Source organism: Streptomyces viridiviolaceus, assembly GCF_014650995.1.
GTDB lineage: Bacteria > Actinomycetota > Actinomycetes > Streptomycetales > Streptomycetaceae > Streptomyces > Streptomyces viridiviolaceus.
The window spans coordinates 76,175-97,396 of record NZ_BMWA01000028.1 but is presented as its reverse complement, the minus strand read 5'-3'; the positions used below and the strand labels follow the sequence as shown (position 1 = coordinate 97,396).

Sequence of the window (21,222 nt, the reverse complement as noted above, 5' to 3'; positions counted from 1 at the left end):
CAGGCACCGCTCAGGCGTCCGCCACCGAGTCGAACGGCACCTCGGCGCGCGCGACGCCCCGGGCCTCGGCGTCGACCGACCGGCGCAGCGCCTCGTGCAGCTTCGCGGGCGTCAGCACGCCGAGGAACCGTGCTCCGTCCAGGACCGCGACCCAGCCGGCGTCGTGCTGGAGCATCACCCCGAACGCCTGCTTCAGGGGAGCCCCCACCGGCACCCAGGCGCTCATCCGGTGGGCCTGGTCGCCGACCGAGCCGCCCCCCTGCAGATCCTCGGCCCCGACCCAGCCGTGCAGCTCACCCCGGTCGTCCAGCACGACGGCCCACCGCGCGCCCCGCGCCCGAAGTTCCGCCGCCGCCCGCCCGGCCGGATCGTCCGGACGGACGACCGGCGGCTGCTCCAGGTCGCCCGGCTCGATCTCGGTGACGGACAGCCGCTTCAGCCCTCGGTCCGCACCGACGAACGAGGCGACACGGGGCGTTGCGGGGCTGCCGAGTACCGCGCCCGGCGTGTCGAACTGTTCGATGCGGCCCTGCCCGTACACGGCGATCCGGTCGCCCAGCCGCACGGCCTCCTCGATGTCGTGCGTGACCAGCAGCACCGTCTTGCGCACGGCGGCCTGCATCCGCAGGAACTCGTCCTGCAACTGCGCCCGCACCACCGGGTCGACGGCGCCGAACGGCTCGTCCATCAGCAGCACCGGCGGATCGGCGGCCAGCGCCCGCGCCACGCCGACCCGCTGGCGCTGCCCGCCGGAGAGCTGGTCCGGATAGCGCGGACCGTACGTCGCCGGGTCCAGGCCGACCAGTTCGAGCAGCTCGGCGGCGCGTGCGCGTGCCTTCGCCTTCTTCCAGCCGACGAGCGCGGGCACGGTCGCCGTGTTGTCGAGCACCGTGCGGTGGGGGAAGAGCCCCACCTGCTGGATGACGTACCCGATGCGCCGCCGCAGCCGCACCGGGTCGACCGCGGCGATGTCCTCACCGCCCACGAGGATGCGGCCCGAGGTGGGCTCGATGAGCCGGTTCACCATCATCATGGTCGTCGTCTTGCCGCAGCCCGACGGCCCGACGAGCGTGACCAGTTCCCCCTCGGACACCTCGAAGCTCAGGCCGCCCACGGCCGTCGTACCGTCCGGATACCGCTTGGTGACGTCCTCGAACCGGATCATGACCTCACGCTAAGCGCGGGTGTCTCCCGCCGCTCACCGGCGGCGTCCCGCCGACTGACCGGGCAGCCCGGGCGACAGGGGCCGCGTCGTCGTCGACGCCGCCCGGACCGTCACCGACCCCGACCGTGCCGCCGGGGCCACCGCGACCCTGCGCATCCCGGCCGCCGACCCGGCCGGCGTCCGCGCGGGCCGCACGCCGCTGGAGCGGGTCGACCAGGTGGAGCACCTGGGCTTCGAGGACGGCACCGCCTCCTACCGGCTCCCCTCCGGACGCTACGACCTGACCTCGTCCCTGGACTGATCGTCCACCAGCACCACCTCCAGGGTGCGCGGACCGTGCACCCCCTCGACCCGGTCCAGCTCGATGTCGCTGGTCGCCGACGGACCGGAGATCCAGGTCAACGGGCGGGCCGGGTCGAGGCGTTCGAGGGCCTGGGGGACGGAGGAGACGACCTGACCGGGCACCCGCACCACGCAGATGTGGTGGTCGGGGACGAGCGTGATCCGGCGGCGGCCCTGGTCGGCGGACCCGTCCAGGACGATCGTGCCGGTCTCGGCGACAGCGACGGCGCAGCCCGTGACCACGCTGTCGATCCGGTCCAGTTCGTGCGCTGTGCTCCCGGCCCGGTCCGGGACCCGTTCCGCAACGGACGACGCGAGCCAGTCCGGGTCCAGGCCCGGCGGCACGAGCACCGTCCTCGAGCCGCGCGCGGCGAGCAGCCCGGCGACCGTCGACGCCAGGTCCCCGGCCGTGCAGCGGTGCACGACGGCCCGGTAGTCCGCGAGGTTCTCGGCGAGCAGCTCCACCGTCTCCGCGACGGTCCGCTCCCCGTGCTCGCGCAGACAGTCCCGTCCGACCGCCCGCTCGTACGGAGCGTCGTCGCGGGGCACGTCCGCGAGGGCGCGCCGCACCCGGCCCAGGATCCGTTCCCTGCTGCTCACTTCGCCCCGTCCCTTCCACCGCGCGTGCGCTGCCACCAGTCGCGGAACGGCTCCGCGGGCACCTCGGGCAGGTCCCGGCTGCCGGTCCACGCCCGTCCCGGACCCGGCAGCGTCCGCGGATGCAGACGCCGGGTGCGCGAGGCCAGCCGCTGGCCGGTCCGCAGGGCGCCGGGGTGCGACAACGCCCACTGCGCGGCCCGCATCGCCGCCCGCTCGGCCGCGTGTCCCTTGGCCGGCTTCAGGACCACCTTGTTGCCGTGCCGGATCACCGGCCCGCCCTGGACGACCCGTTCCCGCAGGTGGACCAGGACCTCCGGGATGTCGATGGCGACCGGGCACACCTCGTAGCAGGCGCCGCACAGCGAGGACGCGTACGGCAGGGAGGCGTCGATCTCACTGCCCGTCCCCCGCAGCTGGGGGCTGAGGATCGCGCCGATCGGGCCGGGGTAGACCGACCCGTAGGCGTGGCCGCCGGCCCGCTCGTACACCGGGCAGACGTTCAGGCACGCCGAGCAGCGGATGCAGCGCAGCGCCTGCCGGCCGACCTCGTCGGCGAGGGTGTCGGTGCGCCCGTTGTCCAGCAGGACCAGGTGGAAGGTCCGCGGGCCGTCCCCGTCAGTGGTCCCCGTCCACATCGACGTGTACGGGTTCATCCGCTCGGCCGTCGAGGAGCGGGGGAGCGTCTGCAGGAACACCTCCAGGTCCCGCCAGGCCGGCACGATCTTCTCGATGCCGACGACCGAGATCAGCGTCTCGGGCAGGGTCAGGCACATCCGCCCGTTGCCCTCGGACTCCACGACGACCAGCGTGCCCGTCTCGGCGACGACGAAGTTGGCGCCCGAGATGCCGACCTTGGCACGCAGGAACTTCTCCCGCAGGTGCAGCCGGGCGGCCTCGGCGAGTTCGGCGGGCGTGTCGGTCAGCCCGTCGGGAGCCGGCCGGCCCCACTCGCTCATCTCGGAGCGGAAGATGTCCCGGATCTCACCGCGGTTGCGGTGGATCGCCGGCACCAGGATGTGCGAGGGCCGGTCCTTGCCCAACTGCACGATCAGCTCGGCGAGATCGGTCTCGTAGGCGCGGATCCCCTCGGCTTCGAGGGCCTCGTTGAGACCGATCTCCTGCGTCGCCATCGACTTGACCTTGACGACCTCCGACTCGCCGGTCTCCTTGACCAGCCGCGTCACGATCCGGTTGGCCTCGTCCGCGTCGGCGGCCCAGTGGACGATGCCGCCCGCCGCCGTCACCGCCTCCTCCACCTGCACCAGGTAGCGGTCGAGATGGCGCAGCGTGTGGTCCTTGATCCGCTTCCCGGCCTCGCGCAGCGCCGCCCAGTCCGAGACCTCCGAGACGGCCTTCGCGCGCTTGGCGCGGATGGTGTGCGTGGCGTGGCGCAGATTGCCGCGCAGCGTCGCGTCGCGCACGGCCGTCCGCGCCGCCTCGGGGAAGGCCGGCATCCCCAGGTACGTCCCGCTCATGCGGCAGCCCCCTCCGTGCTCGCCAGGATCTGAGCGATGTGCACCGGACGCATGCCGGACCGCAGCCGCGCCATGGTCCCGCCGATGTGCATCAGACAGGAGTTGTCGGCCGCGCACAGCACCCGGGCGCCCGTCGACTCGGCGTTGCGCACCTTGTCCGCGCCCATCGCCGCCGACACGTCGGAGTTCTTCACGGCGAAGGTGCCGCCGAAGCCGCAGCACTCCTCCGCGCCCGGCAACTCCACCAGCTCCAGCCCCTTCACCGCCTCCAGCAGCCGCCGGGGCCGGTCGCCCAGGCCCAGGCCGCGCAGCCCGTGGCAGGTCGGGTGGTACGTCACCGTGTGCGGGTAGTACGCCCCCACGTCCGTCACCCCCAGCACGTCCACCAGGAACTCCGTCAGCTCGTACGTCTTCGGCACCACCGGCGCCAGGGTGGCGGCGAGCGTGCCCCCGCGGCCCTCGGCCCGGGCCCGCTCGCCCATGCGGGGATACAGCTCCCGCACCATCGCGCCGCACGATCCCGACGGCGTCACGATCGCCTCGTACTCCTTGAAGACATCGGAGAAGTGCCGTGCCAGCGGCTCCGCCTCGTACCGGTACCCCGTGTTGTAGTGCGCCTGTCCGCAGCACGTCTGGGCCATGGGGAAGTCGACTTCGACGCCCAGCCTGGTCAGCAGTTTCACCACGGCACGGCCGGTGTCCGGATAGAGCGTGTCGTTGACGCAGGTCAGGAACAGGGCGACACGCATCGCGGCTCCTTGTGCTCGATCATGATGATCACCGGTGAGACGCAGGGTAGTCGGCAGGCCGGGGCCCCGGGGAGACCGGCGACGGTAATGTGAAGGTCTTCCGGCCGCCCCGCGTTCCTGGTGCGTTCCCCTAGCTCGACCCTGGAGGTCCCTGCCCGATGGCCCAGTCGGTGGGTATCAAGGACGTCGCCCGCGCCGCCGGAGTCTCCGTGGGCACGGTGTCGAACGTCATCAACCGTCCGGACAGCGTGGCCACCGAGACCCGCGCCAGGGTGCTGTCCGCGATCGACCGGCTCGGCTACGTCCGCAGCGAGTCCGCGCGCCAGCTGCGCGCGGGCCGCAGCCGGATCATGGGGCTGCTCGTCCTGGACATGGGCAACCCCTTCTTCGTCGACGTGGCACGAGGCGCCGAGCGGGCCGCGCGCGAGGCCGGGCTCGGGGTGATGGTCTGCAACAGCGCCCAGAGCCCGAGCGAGGAGGCCGATTACCTGTCGCTCTTCGCCGAGCAGCGGGTGCGTGGCGTACTGCTGACGCCGGCCGACGCCACCGGCCGCAACATCGACGCCTTCCGGCGCCACAACATCCCCTTCGTCCTGGTCGACCGGGTCGCCGAGGGCACCACCGAGTGCTCGGTCTCCGTCGACGACGTCGCCGGCGGCGCACTGGCGGTGCGCCACCTCGTCCACGCCGGGCACCGCTCCATCGCCTACGTCAGCGGACCACCCGGCCTGAACCAGGTGCGCGACCGCCGCACCGGCGCCCTCGCCGCCCTCGCCGAGGCCGGCCTCGGACCCGACGCCCTGCGCGAGGTGCCCACCGAACGCCTCGACGTCGCCGCCGGCCGCGACGCCGGCGCCCGCCTGCTCGGCCTCACCGACCGGCCGACCGCCGTGTTCTGTGCCAACGACCTGCTCGCCCTCGGCGTGCTGCAGGCCATGTACGCGGCCGGCGTCGCCGTCCCCGACGACCTCGCCATCGTCGGCTACGACGACATCGAGTTCGCCGCCGCGGCGGCCGTCCCGCTCACCTCGGTGCGCCAGCCCGCCGTCACCATGGGCGCCATGGCCGCGGAGCTGCTGCTGGAGGAGACCGAGTCCGAGGGCGCGGCCCGGACGCACACCCACCGGCGGGTCGTGCTCCAGCCCGAACTGGTCGTGCGGCGCTCCAGCCTGGCCGCCCGCTGACCCGCCGTTCAGCACGATGTCGTGATCCCGGCGGGTCGCGGCCGCAGAACCATGTGCTGAACTGGGACACGGCCGAAAGAATCCGTCCGTCCAGGGAGCCCCGTTGAGCGTCAGCTACCGTCAGCCCGGCGTCGTCCTCACCGACCGCCGTTTCACCGTGCCCCTCGACCACGACGACCCGGCGGGGGAGACGATCGAGCTGTACGCGCGCGAGGTCGTGGCGAGCGACCGGACGGGACAGGACCTGCCGTGGCTGGTCTACCTCCAGGGCGGCCCCGGGTTCGGGGCGGACCGTTTCGTCGGCCGCCCCGCCTGGCTCGGCCGCGCCCTGAAGGACTATCGCGTGCTGCTCCTGGACCAGCGCGGCACCGGCGCCTCGACGCCCGCCAACCGGCAGACGCTGCCGCTGCGCGGCGGCCCCGCCGAACAGGCCGACTACCTCACCCACTTCCGCGCCGACTCCATCGTCCGCGACTGCGAGGCGATCCGCCCCGCGATCACCGGCGGCGCCCCGTGGACCGTCCTCGGCCAGAGCTTCGGCGGCTTCTGCACCGTCGCCTACCTGTCCCTGGCCCCCGAGGGCCTGAGCACCGCCCTGATCACCGGCGGCCTGCCCTCCCTGGACGCCCACGCCGACGACGTCTACCGGGCCGCCTACCCGCGGATCGAGCGCAAGGTCGCCGCACACTACGCCCGCTACCCGCAGGACGTCGAGCGCGCCCGCCGCATCGCCGACCACCTGCTGAGCCACGACGTCGTCCTGCCGGGCGGCTACCGGCTCACCGTCGAGGCCTTCCAGTCCCTCGGCATCCTCCTCGGCCGCGGCGAGGGCAGCCACCGGCTGCACTTCCTCCTGGAGGACGCCTTCGTCAGCACCCCGCGGGGCCCGGAACTGTCCGACGCCTTCCAGGAACAGGTGCAGAGCCTGCTCTCCTACGCCGGCCACCCGCTGTACGCCCTCGTCCACGAGGCCATCTACGGCCAGGACGGGCGCCCCACCGACTGGTCGGCCGAACGGGTCCGCGCCGAGTTCCCCCGCTTCGACGCCGCCAAGGCCCTCGCCGGGGACGAGCCGCTGATGTTCACCGGCGAGTCCGTCCACCCCTGGACGTTCGACTGCGACCCGGCGCTGCGCCCGCTGCGCGAGACCGCCGAGCTGCTCGCCGCCCGCACCGACTGGCGGCCCCTGTACGACCGCGCCCGCCTCGCCGTCAACGAGGTACCGGTCGCGGCGGCCGTCTACCACGACGACATGTACGTCGACACCGACCACTCGCTGACCACCGCCCGGGCGATCCGCGGCCTGCGCACCTGGGTCACCGACGAGTTCGAGCACGACGGCGTACGGGCCGGCGGGCCCCGCGTCCTGGACCGCCTGCTGGCCCTCGCCCGCGACGAGGCGTGAATTCCCGCGTCCGATGTCAGCGGTGGGGGTTAGTGTGCGGGCATGACGGAGCCGACGATCACGCAACTGGAGGCCATGCCCGGCGACTGGCAGCGAGCCCTCGCCGTCGTGGCCCACCCCGACGACCTGGAGTACGGCTGCTCCGCGGCGATCGCGGCCTGGACCGACGAGGGCCGCGAGGTCGCCTACGTGCTCGCGACCCGGGGCGAGGCGGGCATCGACACGCTGGCGCCCACGGAGTGCGGGGCACTGCGGGAGCGGGAGCAGCGGGCGAGCGCGGCCGTGGTCGGGGTGAGCGAGGTGGAGTTCCTCGACCACCGGGACGGCGTCGTCGAGTACGGCATCCCGTTGCGCCGGGACATCGCCGCCGCCATCCGCCGGTACCGGCCCGAGCTGGTCATCACCCTCAACCACCGGGACACCTGGGGCGGCGTGGCCTGGAACACCCCGGACCACGTGGCCGTCGGCCGGGCCACGCTCGACGCGGCGGCCGACGCCGGCAACCGGTGGATCTTCCCCGAGCTGATCGAGCAGGGCCTCGAACCCTGGAACGGCGTCCGGTGGGTCGCCGTCGCCGGTTCCACCCGGCCCACGCACGCCGTGGACGCGAGCGCGGGGCTGGAGCGCGCGGTCCGCTCGCTGCTCGAACACCGCACGTACATCGAGGCGCTGACGGACGAGGACCCGGAGACGTACGTCCGCGGATTCCTCACCGGGTACGCCCAGGCCACGGGCGAGCGGTTCGGGGGCAGGCCGGCGGTCGCGTTCGAGCTCCTCGGCCGGTAGCGGCAGGGCGGCGGGGGAGGACCCGGCCGGGCGGTTCGAGGAGCACCGGGGCCGTCCGAAGGCGGCGGCCCCTCGGCATGCTCGGTTCCCTGCCCGAGGCGCAGGCAGGCCCACGACACGCGGGCGCGGCCGTTCCGTATGCTCGACGCCATGCAAGAAGAGACGGCTGACCTGGCAGAACTGCGCGGCGACTGCGAACGGTGCTTCGGTCTGTGCTGCGTCGCCCTGCCGTTCTCCGCATCGGCGGACTTCAAGATCGACAAGGCCGCCGGAAAGCCGTGCCGCAACCTCCGGGACGACCACCGCTGCGGCATCCACGCGCGGCTGCGCCAGAGCGGCTTCACCGGCTGCACGGTCTACGACTGCTTCGGCGCCGGGCAGAAGGTCTCGCAGATCACCTTCGCCGGTCAGGACTGGCGGAACGCCCCGGCGGAGCACGCCCGGCGCATGTTCGACGTGTTCCCGGTGGTCCGTCAGCTGCACGAGCTGCTGTGGTACCTGACAGAGGCCCTGGCCCTGCCCGCCGCCCGCCCGGTCCACGCCGACCTGCGCCGGGCGCTGGCCGCCACCGAACGGCTCACCCGCGAGCCCGCCGAGGAACTGGCCGGCCTGGACGTGGCCGCACACCGGCAGGAGATCAACGTGCTGCTGCTGCGCACCAGCGAGCTGGTGCGGGCCGGGACGCGCGGCCGTGGGAAGAACCGCCGGAACGCCGACCTGATCGGTGCCCGCCTCAAGGGCGCCGACCTGCGCGGTGCCGATCTGCGCGGCGCCTACCTCATCGCCGCCGACCTGACCGGCGCCGACCTGCGGGGCGCGGATCTGATCGGAGCGGACCTGCGCGACGCCGACCTGACCGATGCGGACCTGACGGGCGCGTTCTTCCTGACCCAGCCGCAGGTCGACGCGGCCCGGGGCGGCGCCGGTACCCGGCTGCCGGGGTCAGTCACCCGGCCCGCGCACTGGGCAGCGCGGCTCTGACGGGGCCCGTTCCGCGACCGGCGCGGCGACGGCGGGCGCACCCGAGCGCCGGGTGGGCCACAGCCGCAGCCCGTGGGGCATCAGTGTCAGGCGTTCGGTCACGCGCAGCCGGTAGCCGGGGTCGGGCCGCAGCTCGTAACGGCGCAGCAGCAGCCCGAGGACGAGCGTGGCCTCGTGCAGGGCGAACTGCCGCCCGATGCACGCCCGCGCACCTGTGCCGAACGGCTTGAAGGTGTGCGGGGGGCGGGAGCGCACCGCCCCCGCGTCGAAGCGGTCCGGATCGAACCGTTCGGCGTCGGGCCCCCACACCTCCGGGTCGCGGTGCAGCATCGGGGTCAGGACCAGTGCCCAGGCGCCGCGCCGCATCGGATGCGTGCCGGCCAGCACCGTGTCCGCGCGGGCCTCCCGCGAGAAGGCGGGCGCGGTCGGCCACAGCCGCAGCGACTCGTCCAGCACCCGGCGCACATAGCGCAGCTTGGCCACCTGCTCGTAGCCCGGCGCCGCCGCGTCGCCCCACACGCGGTCCACCTCGGCACGGGCGCGGGCGGCGACGTCGGGGTGCCGGGCGAGGTAGTGCAGGGCGAAGGAGAGCGCGCCCGAGGTGGTCTCGTGACCGGCGACGAGGAAGGTGATGACCTGACGGCGGACGTTCTCCGCGGAGAGCCGCTCACCGGTTCCGGGGTGGGTCGTCTCCAGCATCCGGTCGAGCAGGTCTCCCTCTCCGCGTGCGCCGCGGCGGGCCCGGACCACCTCGTCGACCGTGCGGTTGAGGTGGTCGATGTCCGCCCTGTTCCGGCGGCTCGCGCCGCGCAGGAGCCACGGGGCGAGCGGCGCGGGCACGGTGTTGAGGCGCTGTGCGTAGGTGAGCGTGCCCACCATCGCGGTCACGAAGGGGTGGAGCCGGGGGCGTTCGAAGGACCCGAAGTCGTGCCCGAACCCGGTGCGGGCGATCGTCTCCAGCGTCAGCTTGGTCATGTCACCCGGCACGTCCACCGACCGGCCCGCCGCCTGAGCACGGTCCCAGTGGGCGGTGAGCCGGTCCGCCACGGCCAGCATCATGGGGTGGTACCCGGCCATCGCCTCCCGGCTGAAACCGGGTGCGAGCACGTCGTGCGCGAGCTGCCAGTTCGGCTCGTGGTTGTACGCCGTGAACAGCCCGTCACCGGCGACCGGCCGCAGATTGGCCACGCCGAGGCCCACGTGCTTGGCGAAGCGCGACTCGTCCGCCAGGTCGGCGGCGAGCTCGGCGCCCCACACGAACACGAACTCCTTGCCGAAGGCCCTCCGCCGGAAGATGGGCCCCAGCTGCCGCGCGTACCGCAGCGAGTCCTGCAGCGGGGTGCGCCGGCCGGCTCCGATCACGTCCCCGAGCAGGGGGAGCCGGTGCGGCGGATGCGGTATGCGGTGCAGCTCGGGCCAGCCCAGTTCGGCGCTGCGGAATCCCTTGGGCAGTCCGTTCCCGGCCGGCGCCTCGGTCGTCTCCGCCATGAAGCGATCTCCCTTGCCGTTCGGACGTCTTCAGCTCGTTGTACGTGGGTTCAATAGCGCTTTCCAGTCTCGTCCCGCTGTTGAACCGGCGTCAAGTAGAGTGCCGCCATGGCCGCCGACCAGGGCGAGCGCACGCGCCGCCGGCTCAGCACCGAGGAGCGCCGGGAGCAGTTGCTGTCGGTGGGGGCTCGGCTGTTCTCCGAGAGCCCCTACGACGACGTGTGGATCGAACGGGTCGCCGAGATGGCCGGGGTCTCCCGCGGGCTGCTCTATCACTACTTCCCCACCAAGCGGGACTTCTTCGCGGCGGTCGTCGAGCGGGAGAGCGCGCGCATGCTGCGGATGACGGCGGCCGTGCCCGGCGTTCCGGTGCGCGAGCAGCTCACCGCCGGTCTCGACGCGTATCTGGAGTACGTCGAGGCCCACGCGCACGGTTACCGGGCCTTCCACCGCGCCGACGCGGCGGGGGACCAGGCCGTGCGCAGGGTCTATCGGGAGTCGCTGGCCGCGCAGGAGCGGCAGATCCTCGCGGCCCTGACCGCCGACCCGGAGTTCGGACCGGTCTTCCGGGAACGGGCCGACGTACGGCTGGCGGTGCGCGGCTGGCTGGCGTTCACCACCGCGGTCTGCCTGGAGTGGCTGCGCGGCCCGGAGCTGACCCGGGAGCAGGTGCGCGACCTGTGCGCGCGGGCCCTGCTGGGCGCCCTCGCGCCCTGATCGGCTCCGTTGCGCTCCGGAACACGCGCACAGCCCGCTGAGATGCGCCCCTTCGTGCGCTGAAAGGTCTCGCAAAGATCACGCCTGCTGGTTGGCGCGCACCTTGATCTCCGATAGGTTAGGCAAGCCTTACCTAATGAGTTGACGACGGAGGTTGGGGATGGGTGACAGCCACACCTGGACGGCCGCGCCTGCCGCGGCGGAGCAGGCCCGCTCCGTGCTCGCCGCCGCTTGGTCCTGCGCGGTGACCGCGGAGGGCGGCCGCGAGGAGTTCGTGGGCGCGCACACCGTGGCCGACGACGGCCGGGTGCTCCTGCACGTACCCGAGGACAGCGCCCTCCTCGCGGCGGCGATCTGCGCGCCACGAGGGGAGCCGTCCGCGGTGCTGGAGTTCGCCGACGTCGCGCCCGTCCCGGTGCGGGGCCGGATCAGGGCCCGGCTCTGGCTCGCGGGCTGGTTCGCCCCGGAGGACGGCCACCTGGTGTTCCGGCCCACCCGCGTGGTGCTGCGGCGGCCGTCCGGCGCCGTGGTGGTCGACCTCGACGAGTTCGCCACCGCCGCACCCGATCCGCTGGCCACGGCCGAGGCCCGGCTGCTGACCCACCTCGCCGACTGCCACGGCGACGCGGTGGAGCGGCTCACCCGGCTCGTCGACGCCGACAGCCTGCACGGCGCGGTCCGGGTCCGCCCGCTCGCCGTGGACCGGCACGGACTGACGCTGCGGATCGAGCGGGCCCGCGCCCACGGCGACGTACGACTGCCGTTCCACGCGCCCGCCGACGATGTCGCGCAGCTCACGGAGCGCATGCACGTGCTGCTCACCCAGGCGAGCGCCGCCTCCTGCCCCCGCGCCCTACAGCGGCAGCGCACAGACGGCGACGGGTGAGGCGAACGGCTCCCCGGTGAGGCGCAGTTCGCCGCTGCCCTCGTCGACGTGGAACACGCTCACCGTGCCGGACCTCTGGTTCGCGGTGAACAGCAGCCCTCCGTCCGGCGAGAAGGCGATGTGCCGTGGGAAGTCGCCGCCCACCGGAACCGTGTCCAACAGCCGGAGCCCGGCGCCGCCGGCCTCCACGGCGTAGCGCGTGAGGCTGTTGTGGCCCCGGTTGGCGAGGTAGGCGTACGAGCCGTCGGCGGTCACCAGGATCTGCGCCGGATGGCTGGTGCCCGCGCCCGTGCCGGTGGACTGCGCCTCACCGATGGAGAGGCGGCCGGTGTCCGGGTCGTACGCGCAGACCGCGACCGTGTTGTCGACCTCGTTGGCGAGGTAGGCGTGCCGGCCACCGGGGTGGAAGGTGAGGTGACGCGGTCCGGCGCCCGGCCGGGTGTGCGCCCGCGCGACCTCGGTGAGCGTGCCGGCCCTCTCGTCCAGGCGGTAGCTGTAGACGGTGTCCGTGCCCAGGTCCACGGCGAGGAGGTGCCCGCCGTCGGGGGCGGTCAGGAACTGGTGGGCGTGCGGACCCTGCTGCCCGGGGCCGGGCCCGGGAGAGGAGTGGGTGACCAGGTCGGTGCGCTCCCCGAGCGCGCCGGAGTCCTCGATCGGGTGCACGGCGACGCTGCCCGAGCCGTAGTCGGCGCTCAGCAGCCAGCGCCCGCCCGGGTGCACGGACAGGTGACAGGGCCCGGCACCCCCGGTGCTCCGGCTGCCCAGCACGGTGCGGTCGGACAGCCGCACGGCGGTCACCGCGCCCTCCTCACGCTCGTTCACCGCGTACAGGGTGCGGCCGTCGGGGTGCGGCGCGAGATACGACGGGTCGTCGACGCCGGTGAGCGTGCCCCGGCCGGTGATCCGGCCCGTACGGGGGTCGTACTCGGCCAGGCCGATGCCCTTGCCGCCGCCCTCGGCCGACGTGTACGTCCCGAGGAACAGCGGGCGCGGACCGGTGGACTCGCCGGCCCCGCTCGACGCGTCGGGGCCGGCCTCGGGTGTCGTGGGTGTGGCCGAGGAGCGCGGTGCCGCGCCGCCGCCGCACGCCGTCGCCACCGGGAGAGCCGCCGCCGCGGCGGCCGTCCGTGCGAGAGCGCCGACGAACCGGCGTCTGCTCCAGCCACCACTGCTCATGCGCGTACCCCAGCCCGTCGGTCGTCGCCGTCCGCCTCCGTGTCTACCAGTCGCCGTCCTCCACGGGCTTCCCCGGGGCGTCCCCCAACGGCAGCACCTGCTGCGGTGCGGGTTCCTGCCAGGGCTCGTGGTCGTCGCCGATCCAGTCGCCGACCGGCTTGACGTCCCGCAGCGGCTCGCCCGGGTCGAGGTCGGCGGCGTCCTGGTCGTAGTACTCGTACCAGGGCAGACCGGCCCGGGTGTACGCGGCCCGGTCCACGGGGGACGGCGGGGGCGCCTCGCCGGTGATGCGCCGCCACTCCGGTGGCGTCACCAGGTGCACGAAGACCCGGCCCGCCGGGCGGTCGGCCCAGTCCGTCAGCGGACGGTCGTCGCGGTACACCTCCTGCCGCATGGACCCTCCGACGCCGAGCCCCATGGCCGCCGCGGGGCGCCGGGCCCCGGGCGCCGCGCCGGGTGCCGCCGGAGCGGCGCCCGGGGCGGGCGGGGCGCTCATCGGCATCGCCGCCCCGTAGCCGCCGCCCGTCCGGGCCGCCGCGCGCGCGAGTTCGGCCCGGCGCCGCTCCTCCTCGCGCCACCGGGCCAGCTCCCCGTCGTTCAGGGGGAACGACTGCAATTGCACGCCACCCCAGACCTCCTCGCCGGTGACCTGGCCCTCGACGGTCGCACCCAGGCCCAGCGGCACGGCCACGAACTGGCGGACCGTGCCCGTGCCGGAGTTGATGCCGTCCAGCCAGGGCTGGCGGGGCAGGACGACGTAGTTCTGCGGGTCCCGGGTCAGCCGGTCGCTCCAGGGCCTGCCCGAGACCGCGCACACCTTGCCGACCCCGACCTGCAGGGCGGCGGGCTCGGTCGTGCCGGCGAAGCTCAGCCACATGGCCTCGCGCAGATACACCGGCAGCATCACGCCGCCGCGCGCCCGCCAGGCGTCGGGCACGGTGTCGGCGTGGTCGGCGACCCGGCGGACCGGGAACTCGCCGAGGCCCGGCGGCAGCGCGTGGGTGCCCGTCTCGGGCAGCCGCAGCGTGCGGATGAACCGCACCGCCGCACCGCCCGGCAGCCGCAGGGTGTTTCCGTCGATCCGCACGGTCGTGTCGGTCATCCGTACGCCCCCTCGTTCTGTTTCGGTGTCCGTCACTTGGAACGCTGCCCGGCCGGGGTCCGGTTCCGGCCACGGCGCCGTGGTCCGATCCGGCGCAGCCAGCCCAGCAGCCGGTCACGCAGCCGGGTCAGCCGCGGCCGGCGCTCCCGCTGCTCGCTCGTGTGGCGGTCCAGCTCCTCCAGCAGCCGGCGCGATCGGTGCTCGGTGTCCATCTCGTCGAGGATGCGGTTGACCTCGGTCAGGACGGCACCCCGCAGCTGCCACTGCCGGGCGTCGTTCTGGACCTCCTTCAGGAGCAGCTGGGCAAGCTTGTCACGGGTGATCGCCGCCTGCCGCAACTCGGCGGTCAGCCGCTCCTCCGCCGATTCGGCGTCGTCGCTGACGCTGGTCGTCACCAGCACGGCGAAACTGACCACGGCGTCGGCGATCTCGGAGAGCAACTGCTCGAGGACGGCACCCGTCTCCTGGGGGAACAGGGGCTCGGGTTCGCGCTCCTTGGCCAGGTCGGTGAGGGTACGCGCGAGCACCCGGAGGACGACGGTGCAGATCTCCAGGGTGTCCAGGCCCGTGCGCAGGACGATCCGGTGCAGCAGTCCCTCGCGGACCCGGGGGTTGAGCCGCAGGCTGTCCTCGGCCTGCCGGAGGTCCTCGTCCACCTCGGCGATCTCGTGGTCGAGCCGCCTGGCCTCGTGCAGGCGCGCCGCCGCCTCGCGGTACGGGGTGCGGCCGGCGGCCTCCTCGCCCATGCGCAGCATCAGCTGCCGTACCCGCCGGGCCAGCCCCTCGATCGACTCACCGGCCTGTTCCACCCACACCGGAGGGGCGAAGAGCAGGTTGAAGGCCAGACCGACGACCGCCCCGATCAGCGTCTCCACCACCCGGGCCCAGGCCAGGGCCCCGTGCGCGGTCACCCCGAGCACCAGCATCGCGCTGATCGCCACCTCGGCCACGAACTCGTGCGCCCGCACCAGGTGTCCGACGCCCAGCGCCGCCAGGATCACCAGGGCCAGACTCCACCAGCTCAACCCCACCACCGCGCTGAAGGCGATGGCGACGAGCACACCTGCCACCACGGAGTTCACCCGGCGGACGCTCATCTTGAGCGTGGCGTACAGGGTCACCTGGACGACCAGGAGCGCGGTGAGGGGCGCGGTGAGCGGCGGGGCGTCGTCAGGGCTCAGCCGCACGGCGATCACATAGGCGATCGACGCGGCGGCGGCCGAGCGCACCGCTTGCACGGCCATCGGATCCCGGTGCCACTTCACCAGGCGTGCGGCGGACGCGGCGGTCTCACGTACATCCAGCATCCTCGGGCTGTTCCCCTTCCCCAGGGGCATCGAACGTATCCGGACAGGACGGTATCCGGACGCAGGCAGCCGTAATCCCTCCCACGCGCCGTGCACCGTGAGGAAACCCCGGGGCCGTCCGGCGCTCGTCCGCGCCCCAGGTCGGAGGCCCACCGGCCCGCGCCGGGCCCCGGCGGCGCGGCAGCCTTGGATCATGAACCGGCGCCGGACCGGAATCTCCCGACCGTGTCCGTCGTCCCGGCGCGGTGACGGCCGGGACCCGGGCCGTGGCGGCGCAGGCTCCGACCCGGCCCGCCCGGCCGGTCAGGCGGTCAGCTTGTCGAGGAAGGCGGACAGATTGCCCGCGGTCCGCGCGACCTGCTCCTCCAGCGTGAGGCTCTCCTCGAAGCGGGCGGCGGTCCCCGGCGCCTTCTTGCCGCGCAGATAGAGGGAACAGGCGAGGTCGGTGCACATGTACAGCCCGACCGAGTTGCCCTCACGGCCGGCCGTGCCCGCCTTGCGCGCGGTCATCAGCGACACACCGCCCCGCAGATGCGTGGTCAGGCACAGTGAGCACATGCTGCGGTGGAGGAAGCCGCGCTGGGCGGGCTGGAACCGCAGGGCCACGCCGACGAGGCGGTCCCCGCGCTCGGTGACCAGATAGCTGCGGTCCGGCGCCCCGGGGTCGCGCCAGCCGAGGAAGTCCAGGTCGTCCCAGGGGTGCTCGCCGAGATCCCGGGGCACGGCCAGCCGCTTGGCCTCGCCCTTCGAGCAGTTGATGAACGAGTTGCGGATGTCCTGCTCGCTGAGTGGTCGCATGGCGGAGTCTCTCCTGGGCTGTTTCACGCTGATGGTCCGAACCTAGGGAGCCTAGGTTTCCACCTAGCCTACGTAGCGCCATGGTGAGGGGCCAATGGATTTTCACGGAGATCGGACGCCGTGCACGGCAGGAGCGGGAACGGCCCGCTCCGCGCGCCCGCGTCTCCGAGGGTTTCGCTGGTCACCGCGGAGGTACCCGAGAGCGCTCGGACCAGAACGACAGGAGGGAGAGCGCCGTGACCGACCACCGCCTCGAAGGACCGGGCGAGAACGGTGTTCCCGTGCCGAGGGACCTGCCGGACCAGCAGGCCGGGACCGGCGAGGACCCGTGGGAGGTCGCCCCGGGCGCCCCGGCCCGTACGGACCCGGAGCGCGACGACGAGAGGGCAGAGTCGGCAGAGGCCGAAGCCACGGCCGGTGGCGACGAGGCCGAGCCGTCGGCCGGGCAGGACCGCGACGTGGCCGACGTCCCCGACACCGACGAGGCGGGTACCGGCCGTCAGGGGGCACCGCAGTCGGGCGCCGTGCACCCTGAGCACCCCGTTCCCGACGAGCCCGCCGACTGACCGAGGGGCCCGCCCTGCGCCCGTGGGCCGCGCGGCGGAGGGGCCGGGTGCTCAGCCGACCTTGCGCCCGCGCAGGGGCTCCGTCTCCGCGCCCGCGCCCTGCTGCAACCCCTGAAGGAACTCCTCCAGCACCTCGATGGCCGTGCGCTCCGGGCGCCAGCCCAGGACCGCACGCGCGCGCGTGCAGTCCATCAGCGGCAGCCGCAGCACCGCGTCGAACAGGTGCGGGGAGGCGGGCAGGAGATGCAGCCCCCACGCGGCGGCGATCGCCGTGCGGGCCGCGGTGCGGGGCAGCCGCACCGGGCGGACCCCGATCATCCCGCCCAGCGTCTCGGCGTCGACCGGCGGCTCGGCCGCCAGGTTGAACGCGCCCCGGGCGTCGTCGGAACGCACCGCGAGCCGGTAGGCGCCCGCCGCGTCGTCGGTGTGCAGCGCCTGCACCCGCAGACCGGGGACGTCCGGCAGGAAGGGCAGCAGCTCGGGACGCGCCAGCGGACCCGGCAGGAACCTTCCGCCGAAGATCCGGCGCTGCTCGCTCGCCGACTCGCGCTTGAAGAGGAAGGCCGGCCGCATCCGAGCCACCCGGATGCCCGGATGATCGCGTTCGAAGGTGTCCAGGGCACGCTCCAGGTACGCCTTCTCCCGGCAGTAGGCGGCGTCCGGCCAGCCGTGCGTCGGCCAGGACTCGTCCACGGCGTGGTTCTTCGGCCCCGGCGAGTACGCGCCGACCGACGAGGCGTGCACCAGCGCCGGCACCCCGGCCGTGGCCACCGCCTCGAACACCCGGATGGAACCGAGCACGTTCGTGCGCCAGGTCCTCGCCGGATCGTGCGTCGGCTGGAACGCCCACGCCAGATGGACCACGGCGTCGGCGCCCGAGAAGTGGCCGACCAGCTCGGCCTGCTCGGAGGCCAGGTCGACGGCGGCCCACTCCGTCTTCGGCGGTGACCACCGGGGGATCCGCCGGGCCAGTCCCAGGACGGAGCCGACCTCCGGATCCTCGGACAGGAGCCGCACCACGCTGGTCCCCACGTTGCCGGTCGCACCGGTGACCACGATCCTGCTGCCCGTTGCGCTGCTCACCTTCCGCTCCTCTCGGCCGTACTGCTCGGGCGGAGAACACCGGGTACCCCGGCCCGCCCGGGCGGCACCTGACGCACGGATCCGGCGGAAAAGGAAGAGCCCCGACCGGACGGGGGAATCACGGTCGGGGCGTTCTGTGGTGGACACGGATGGCGGTCGCCTCTCGGCGGGGGGCTCCACAGGGCTTCAGCCGAACGATCGTCCCTGTGGGCTACTGGTGAGGCCCGGGGACACTGTCCCATCCGTACCCACGCACTCTTCAACGGGGCACGGCCTCCCCGTGTTCCACCGTCTGTCGTGTTTTGCGGTGATCTGCGTCACTGCTCTCCGGTCACCGGAACGACCTCGGCCCACAGGTTCTCGGCCTGCAGCAGCAGCGTGCCGAGGACCGCGGTCCGCGCCGCTCCCTGCCCCGCGTGTTCCCGCAGCCCGTCCTGCAGCCGGCGGTGCAGTTCCTCCATCGTCGCCTCCGTGGCGCCGTCCGGACGAGCCACGCGCTCGCCCAGCAGCCGGCTGGCTTCCGCGTGGCAGGCGTCACCGATGAGCTCCAGCAGTCGCGCGTACAGGTCGAGGACCGGACCCTCGGGTGGAGCCGGCGTGCGGTGCTCGTCGGCGGCCACCGCGAGCGTCCGGGTCAGCGCCGCGATGTGCCCGGTCACCCGGCTCCAGCGCTGGTCCTCCTCCTCCGGCGGGGCGGCCGGCGGGGCGCGGTGCAGCGCGCGCAGCGGACCGTAGGTCAGCCGCAGGCTCTCCTGACTCCAGGAGCGGGCCGAGGCCAACGCGTCGAGACGCCGCTGCAGACGTGCCGCCCCGCTCGACCAGCCGGCCGCGGTCTGCGCGTCCCACTCGGTGTCCCGCAGGTCGGCGGCGACGGCGTGCAGGACGTCACCCGCCTCCCGCGCGAGCGCCGCGAGGTTCTCCCGGACGTCCCGCAGATGGATCGGCGGCAGTACGAGGGCGTTGACCGCGACGCCGATGACCGCGCCGAGCGCCGCCTGCCCCACCCGGTGCCCGACCGCGGACGCCGAGACGGCCGTACCGGAGGCCAGGGTGAACACCGCCGTGGTGGCCGCGTAGACGCCCTGGTCGCCGAACCGGGACCAGTTCGCCAGCAGCATGAGCAGGGGCAGGGACAGCGCCAGCGCGCCCGTGGTGTCGTCGGTGACCGCCTGGGCCCCCGACGCCACCAGCGCCCCGACGCAGATCGCCGTGAACTGCTGCCCGGCCAGCCGCACCGAGCTGTAGACGGTGGCCTGGACGAGGACCAGCGCCACCCACGGCGCCATCAGGGCCATCGGGTCGTCCAGCCAGACGCCCGCCACGGCCCAGGCGAGCAGGGCCGCGGCCGCCGCCTTCAACGACTGCACGACGAGGTCGCGCTCCCGTCCGGGCCCCTGCCAGGCGGCCCGGACGGACCGGCCGACGGCACACGCCCCCCGCCGTACCGTGTCCACCGGCCGCAGCCCCCGCAGCGCCTGCCCGGCGGCGCTCGTCCAGCGGCCCCGGTGCCGTACCGCACCGCTCCCGTCGTCCCGGTCCTCTCGCCGCGCGCGCCGCAGCGCATCCGTCACACGGGTCATGCGCTGCCGGGTGCCGACGCGGCCGGCCGAGGCGGGCCTGCCTCACGGATCTCGGGGCGCCTCATGCCAGAGGGCTGTCCGGCAGGGAGGCCAGCAGGTCGGCCGGATCGGCGTAGACCGCCTCCGCACCCGCCTCCTGGAGATCGGCACGGGGAAGACCGCCGCACAGAACGCCGACGCAGCGGACCCCGGCCCTGCTGCCCGCGCGCATGTCCCAGACGGTGTCGCCGACGAACACCGCCCGCTCGGCCGGCACCCCGGCCAGCTCCAGCGCGTGTTCGACCGGCTCGGGAGCCGGCTTGCCCGCGTCGACGTCGTCGGCGCTCGCGGTGGCGGCGATCGCGTCGTCCGCGCCGATCGCCCGCCGCAGCGCGCTCAGCTCCGCGCCGCCGGCCGAGGTGGCGAGGACCACCGTCCAGCCGGCGCGGGCCAGCTGCCGCAGCAGGTCCCCGGCGTCGGGAAGCGGGGGCAGCCGGTCGAAGTACTGCCCGTACAGCGCCTTGTGGGCATCGCTCAGCTGCGCGTCGCCGTCCTTGTCGCGCTCGTCGCCCAGCAGGTGGGCGATCAGGTCGGTGGAGGCCAGCCCCACGGCGCGGTGCACGGCGTGCATCGGCACCCGGTGTCCCGCCTGCCGGAACGCCTCCCACCAGGTCACCACGTGCAGATGATTGGTGTCGACGAGGGTTCCGTCGACGTCGAACACGGCCGCCCGTTCCATGCACCGTTCCCTTCCTCGAGCCAGGTCGCCCACGCGGGTACCACGTCAGCGGGCGGCCACTCCGGACGGCGTACGACCCTCCCCGGTCCAGGCCAGCAGCTCCTCACGGGACCACGTCGTCACCACCCTCTCCGCGGGCACCCCGCACTCCTCCGCCCGTGCGCAGCCGTGGATCTGCCAGTCCAGCTGCCCCGGTGCGTGCGCGTCGGTGTCGATCGAGAACAGCACGCCCGCGTCCACCGCCCGGCGCAGCAGCCGCCGGGGCGGGTCCAGCCGCTCCGGGCGGCTGTTGATCTCCAGTGCCGTGCCGGACTCCGCGCAGGCCGCGAAGACAGCGTCCGCGTCGAACTCCGACTCCGGCCGCCCCCGGCCGCTCAGCAGCCGCCCGGTGCAGTGGCCGAGGACGTCCGCGTGCGGATTGCGTACGGCGGCCACCATGCGGCGGGTCATCGAACGGGCGTCCATCCGCAGCTTGGAGTGCACGGACACCACCACGACGTCCAGCCGCTCCAGCAGCTCGGGGTCCTGGTCGAGCGAGCCGTCCTCCAGGATGTCGCACTCGATTCCGGTGAGCAGCCGGAACGGCGACCATGTCTCGTTGAGCTCCGCCACCACGTCCAGCTGCTCGCGCAGCCGCTCGGCCGACAGGCCGCGCGCCACCGTCAGCCGGGGGGAGTGGTCGGTCAGCACCGCCCAGTCGTGCCCGAGCGCGGCGGCCGCCCGGCCCATCTCCTCGATCGGGCTGCCCCCGTCCGACCAGTCGGAGTGCAGGTGACAGTCGCCGCGCAGCCGCTCCCGCAGCCGTTCACCGCCGCGGGCGAGCGGGGTGTCGGCCTCCCCCTCCAGCTTCTCCAGATAACCGGGCACCCGACCGGCCAGCGCCTCGCGCGCCACCTGCGCCGTCTTCGGGCCGACGCCCTTGAGCGTCTCCAGCGAGCCGGCCTCCGCCCGCTCGCGCACCTCGTCCTCGGGCAGTTCACGCAGCACCCGGGCAGCGGTGCGAAAGGCTCGGACACGGTACGTGGGCGCCAGGGACCGCTCCAGCAGGAAGGCGATCCGGTCCAGCGCCTCGACGGGATCCATCGCCACCTCCTCCTTCGGACCTCCCAGGGTT

Annotated in this window: 20 protein-coding genes; 7 read left to right on the top strand and 13 right to left on the bottom strand. The window is 73.9% G+C overall.

The window, feature by feature from the left end:
- Nucleotides 1-10: 10 nt before the first annotated feature.
- From IE260_RS32885 to IE260_RS32870, 4 genes are all read right to left on the bottom strand, one after another.
- Complete coding sequence (locus IE260_RS32885) at nucleotides 11-1,165, bottom strand: betaine/proline/choline family ABC transporter ATP-binding protein (RefSeq protein WP_189878567.1); 1,155 nt, start codon at nucleotides 1,163-1,165, stop codon at nucleotides 11-13.
- A 273-nt stretch (nucleotides 1,166-1,438) separates the two neighbouring features.
- On the bottom strand, nucleotides 1,439-2,107 hold the full coding sequence (locus IE260_RS32880) for a LutC/YkgG family protein (protein ID WP_189878565.1): 669 nt from the start codon (nucleotides 2,105-2,107) through the stop codon (nucleotides 1,439-1,441).
- A complete protein-coding gene (locus tag IE260_RS32875; protein WP_189878563.1) occupies nucleotides 2,104-3,582 on the bottom strand; it encodes a LutB/LldF family L-lactate oxidation iron-sulfur protein in 1,479 nt (492 codons plus the stop codon). Before IE260_RS32875 ends, IE260_RS32880 begins: the two co-directional genes overlap by 4 nt.
- A complete protein-coding gene (locus tag IE260_RS32870) occupies nucleotides 3,579-4,331 on the bottom strand; it encodes a (Fe-S)-binding protein (RefSeq protein WP_189878561.1) in 753 nt (250 codons plus the stop codon). Before IE260_RS32870 ends, IE260_RS32875 begins: the two co-directional genes overlap by 4 nt.
- 158 nt (nucleotides 4,332-4,489) lie before the next feature.
- Here IE260_RS32870 and IE260_RS32865 point away from each other — a divergent pair, with 158 nt between their 5' ends.
- The 4 genes from IE260_RS32865 (at nucleotide 4,490) to IE260_RS32850 (ending at nucleotide 8,687) form a co-directional block, all read left to right on the top strand.
- The gene (locus tag IE260_RS32865) at nucleotides 4,490-5,515 is read left to right on the top strand and encodes a LacI family DNA-binding transcriptional regulator (protein WP_189878559.1); all 1,026 of its coding nucleotides are present in this window, start codon (nucleotides 4,490-4,492) and stop codon (nucleotides 5,513-5,515) included.
- A gap of 103 nt (nucleotides 5,516-5,618) precedes the next feature.
- Nucleotides 5,619-6,920, top strand: a complete 1,302-nt coding sequence (locus IE260_RS32860) for an alpha/beta fold hydrolase (protein ID WP_189878558.1) — start codon at nucleotides 5,619-5,621, stop codon at nucleotides 6,918-6,920.
- A 42-nt stretch (nucleotides 6,921-6,962) separates the two neighbouring features.
- Nucleotides 6,963-7,706 carry a PIG-L deacetylase family protein gene (locus IE260_RS32855; RefSeq protein ID WP_189878556.1) on the top strand — a complete coding sequence of 248 codons (744 nt, stop codon included), beginning with the start codon at nucleotides 6,963-6,965 and terminating at the stop codon, nucleotides 7,704-7,706.
- 150 nt (nucleotides 7,707-7,856) lie between these two features.
- Nucleotides 7,857-8,687 carry a pentapeptide repeat-containing protein gene (locus IE260_RS32850; RefSeq protein ID WP_229881512.1) on the top strand — a complete coding sequence of 277 codons (831 nt, stop codon included), beginning with the start codon at nucleotides 7,857-7,859 and terminating at the stop codon, nucleotides 8,685-8,687.
- Here the strand turns inward: IE260_RS32850 and IE260_RS32845 are convergent.
- A complete protein-coding gene (locus tag IE260_RS32845) occupies nucleotides 8,649-10,175 on the bottom strand; it encodes a cytochrome P450 (RefSeq protein WP_189878551.1) in 1,527 nt (508 codons plus the stop codon). The genes IE260_RS32850 and IE260_RS32845 overlap by 39 nt on opposite strands.
- 108 nt (nucleotides 10,176-10,283) lie before the next feature.
- Between IE260_RS32845 and IE260_RS32840 the strand changes: the two genes are divergently transcribed.
- Together IE260_RS32840 and IE260_RS32835 are read left to right on the top strand one after the other, a co-directional pair.
- On the top strand, nucleotides 10,284-10,892 hold the full coding sequence (locus IE260_RS32840; protein ID WP_189878550.1) for a TetR/AcrR family transcriptional regulator: 609 nt from the start codon (nucleotides 10,284-10,286) through the stop codon (nucleotides 10,890-10,892).
- Nucleotides 10,893-11,052: 160 nt separating this feature from the next.
- Nucleotides 11,053-11,778: a DUF2470 domain-containing protein gene (locus tag IE260_RS32835; protein ID WP_189878548.1), complete on the top strand. Its 726-nt coding sequence runs from the start codon at nucleotides 11,053-11,055 to the stop codon at nucleotides 11,776-11,778.
- On the opposite strand, the gene IE260_RS32830 is transcribed toward IE260_RS32835, so the two are convergent.
- From IE260_RS32830 to IE260_RS32815, 4 genes are all read right to left on the bottom strand, one after another.
- Entirely contained in the window at nucleotides 11,746-12,954 is a 1,209-nt protein-coding gene (locus tag IE260_RS32830; protein ID WP_189878545.1) for a lactonase family protein, read from the bottom strand. The two genes, IE260_RS32835 and IE260_RS32830, sit on opposite strands and share 33 nt — an antisense overlap.
- A 43-nt stretch (nucleotides 12,955-12,997) precedes the next feature.
- Complete coding sequence (locus IE260_RS32825) at nucleotides 12,998-14,056, bottom strand: hypothetical protein (protein WP_189878543.1); 1,059 nt, start codon at nucleotides 14,054-14,056, stop codon at nucleotides 12,998-13,000.
- A gap of 32 nt (nucleotides 14,057-14,088) precedes the next feature.
- A complete protein-coding gene (locus tag IE260_RS32820; protein WP_189878541.1) occupies nucleotides 14,089-15,363 on the bottom strand; it encodes an FUSC family protein in 1,275 nt (424 codons plus the stop codon).
- Between the two features lie 303 nt (nucleotides 15,364-15,666).
- Nucleotides 15,667-16,161 carry an FBP domain-containing protein gene (locus IE260_RS32815; protein ID WP_189878540.1) on the bottom strand — a complete coding sequence of 165 codons (495 nt, stop codon included), beginning with the start codon at nucleotides 16,159-16,161 and terminating at the stop codon, nucleotides 15,667-15,669.
- 236 nt (nucleotides 16,162-16,397) lie between these two features.
- Between IE260_RS32815 and IE260_RS32810 the strand changes: the two genes are divergently transcribed.
- Complete coding sequence (locus tag IE260_RS32810) at nucleotides 16,398-16,727, top strand: hypothetical protein (protein ID WP_189878538.1); 330 nt, start codon at nucleotides 16,398-16,400, stop codon at nucleotides 16,725-16,727.
- Nucleotides 16,728-16,778: 51 nt separating this feature from the next.
- On the opposite strand, the gene IE260_RS32805 is transcribed toward IE260_RS32810, so the two are convergent.
- The 4 genes from IE260_RS32805 to IE260_RS32790 all read right to left on the bottom strand — a co-directional run bounded on the left by IE260_RS32805 (nucleotide 16,779) and on the right by IE260_RS32790 (nucleotide 21,191).
- Nucleotides 16,779-17,810: an SDR family oxidoreductase gene (locus tag IE260_RS32805; RefSeq protein ID WP_189878536.1), complete on the bottom strand. Its 1,032-nt coding sequence runs from the start codon at nucleotides 17,808-17,810 to the stop codon at nucleotides 16,779-16,781.
- A 317-nt stretch (nucleotides 17,811-18,127) separates the two neighbouring features.
- Nucleotides 18,128-19,390, bottom strand: coding sequence for an FUSC family protein (locus IE260_RS32800; RefSeq protein WP_189878534.1), 1,263 nt, complete (start codon nucleotides 19,388-19,390; stop codon nucleotides 18,128-18,130).
- Nucleotides 19,391-19,451: 61 nt separating this feature from the next.
- Entirely contained in the window at nucleotides 19,452-20,108 is a 657-nt protein-coding gene (locus IE260_RS32795; protein ID WP_189878532.1) for an HAD family hydrolase, read from the bottom strand.
- A gap of 45 nt (nucleotides 20,109-20,153) precedes the next feature.
- A complete protein-coding gene (locus IE260_RS32790; protein WP_189878530.1) occupies nucleotides 20,154-21,191 on the bottom strand; it encodes a PHP domain-containing protein in 1,038 nt (345 codons plus the stop codon).
- Nucleotides 21,192-21,222 lie beyond the last annotated feature (31 nt).